The sequence below is a fragment of the Longimicrobiaceae bacterium genome, from assembly GCA_035936415.1.
Lineage (GTDB): Bacteria > Gemmatimonadota > Gemmatimonadetes > Longimicrobiales > Longimicrobiaceae > JAFAYN01.
Genome location: DASYWD010000492.1, coordinates 1 through 2,198 on the forward strand (window position 1 = coordinate 1; position 2,198 = coordinate 2,198).

Annotated in this window: 1 protein-coding gene; it reads right to left on the reverse strand. The window is 76.9% G+C overall.

Annotated features, from left to right (window positions below):
• Window positions 1-2,198 (reverse strand): SDR family NAD(P)-dependent oxidoreductase (locus tag VGR37_19950; protein ID HEV2149684.1); only part of this gene is annotated, 2,198 nt, incomplete at both ends.

The window sequence follows — 2,198 nt, forward strand, 5'->3', positions numbered from 1 at the left end:
GCCTCGGGCGCCGCCGGCCGGGCGCCCGCCTCCGGCCGCGCGCCGAGCGCGGCCGGGTCGGCGACGCGGCGAAGGGTGTACCCTTCGATCCGCACCCGCTCCCGCCCCAACTCGTCCGCGAGCACGATGTCGCAGGTGAGCGTCTCCTGCCCGGCACCCGGGTGGCCGTAGCGGACGTGGCTGTAGAGGCGCGGCGGCAGGGGCCCGGCCACGCGGATCCGCTCGTAGGCGAGGGGGAGGTAGAGCCCGTCGCCCAAGTGCCGCAGGAACCCGGTGGCGGCGTCCAGCAGCGCGGGGTGAAGCGCGTAGTCGGCCAGGTCGCCCCGGAACGCCTCCGGCAGCTCCAGCTCCGCCAGCAGCTCCCCGTCACCGCGCGCGACGCTGCGCAGCGCGCCCGTCCAGCGGGGGCCGAAGCCGAGGAAGTGGTCTCCAGCGGTCGTGCCGCTCCCCTCCGCCTGCAGGTCCACCGGCACGCACCGGGACCGCACGGCCGCCGGATCGAGGTGGCCCACCTCCTCGTGGGCGCCGGGAACCACGCGGCCGTGCGCGTGCTCCTGCTCTCCACCCTCCCCGCCGCCCGGCGGGGCGCTGGAGACCCGGAAGGTGTAGCCCTCTCCCGCCGGCTCCAGCCGCAGGCGCACCAGCCGGGTGGCGCCGTCCGGAACGGAGAGCGGGGAGAGGAACACCACCTGCTCCAGCACGGGCACGGCGTCGGGGGCGCGGTCCGCGAAGGCCGCGCGCACCATCTCCAGGTAGGCGGTGCCCGGGAGGACGCCGCTCCCGCCCACGCGGTGCTCGTCCAGCACCCAGCTCGTGGACGGGCCCAGCTCCACCAGGTAGTCCAGGCCGCCGTCGCGCTCCGTCACCGACCCCAGGAGCGGATGGGGCACGGGGCGGCCCCGCTCGCGGAGCAGGTCGCCGAGGCGGCGGGAAACCGTCAGGCCGGCGGCCTGCCCCACCTCCGTCCATCCGTCCCAGTTGATCGAGACGGTGGGCCGGCCCCGCTGCTCGTGGCGGTACGCGGCGTAGGCGTCCAGGAAGGCGTTGGCGGCGCAGTGGTCGGCCGAGCCGATCCCGCCGTAGAGGGCGTGCAGGGAGGAGCAGAGCACCAGGAAGTCCAGGGGCTCCTCCGCCGTGGTCTCGTCCAGCACCAGGGTGCCGAGCACCTTGGGGGCGAGCACCGCGGCGAACTGCTCGGGAGAACGGAGCGGGATCAGCCCGCCGGGGACCACGCCCGCGGCGTGCACCACCCCGTTCAGCGGACCGAAGCGCTCCCGTGCGGCAGCCACCACGCGGCGCATCGCCTCCGCGTCGGTGACGTCCGATGCGGCGACCATCACCTCGGAGCCCAGCGCCTCCAGCGCCTCCACCGCGCGGATGCGGCGGCTGGTCGAGTCCTCCTCGCCGTGCTCGGCGACCCACGCGCCCCACCCCTCCCGCGGCGGAAGCCCCTTCCGCCCGGTGAGGACCAGCCGGGCCCGCGCCTCGCGGGCGAGGTACTCCGCGAGGGTGAGGCCGATCCCGCCCAGGCCGCCGGTGATCAGGTAGACGCCCTCCGGGCGGAGCTGCACCCCGCCCGCGGGGTGCGCATCACCGAGAGGCGCCTCCTGGTACCCCGGCTCCCAGCGCCGCCGGCCGCGCCAGGCCACCTCGGGCCCCTCGCCACCTCCCGCGAGCAGGTCGTCCAGCTCGCACAGCACGGCGGGCTCCCACCCGCCGGGCTCCACGTCCACGCTCCGGGTCCGCACCCGGGGAAACTCCTGCCCCACCACCTTGAGCAGCCCGACGAGCGCGGCCTGCCAGGGGCGCAGCGCCTCGGTGCCGAGCACCGCCTGTGCGCCGGAGGTGACGCAGAGGAGCGAGCCCTCCCTCTCCAGCATCCCCGCGTCGGCCAGGGCCTGCACCCAGCGGAGAACGTCGAAGAGCCCGGCTTCGAGCCCCCGGGCGAGAGAGGCCGCGTCCGGCCCGCCGGTCTCCTCCACGCTCCCGAGGTGGACGGTGTGCAGGGGACCCTTCCCGCGCAGCGCCGCCGCCAGGCGCGCGTAGTCGTCCGCCTCCCCCGGCCGGAGCACCACCCGCCCCCCGTCCTCGTGCCAGCGGCTCCCGTGCTCCACCCGGACCACCTCCGCGCCCCGGGCGGCGAGCCGGCCGGCCAGCTCGGCGCCACCCCCGAACACCACCACCGTCCGTCCCGGGAG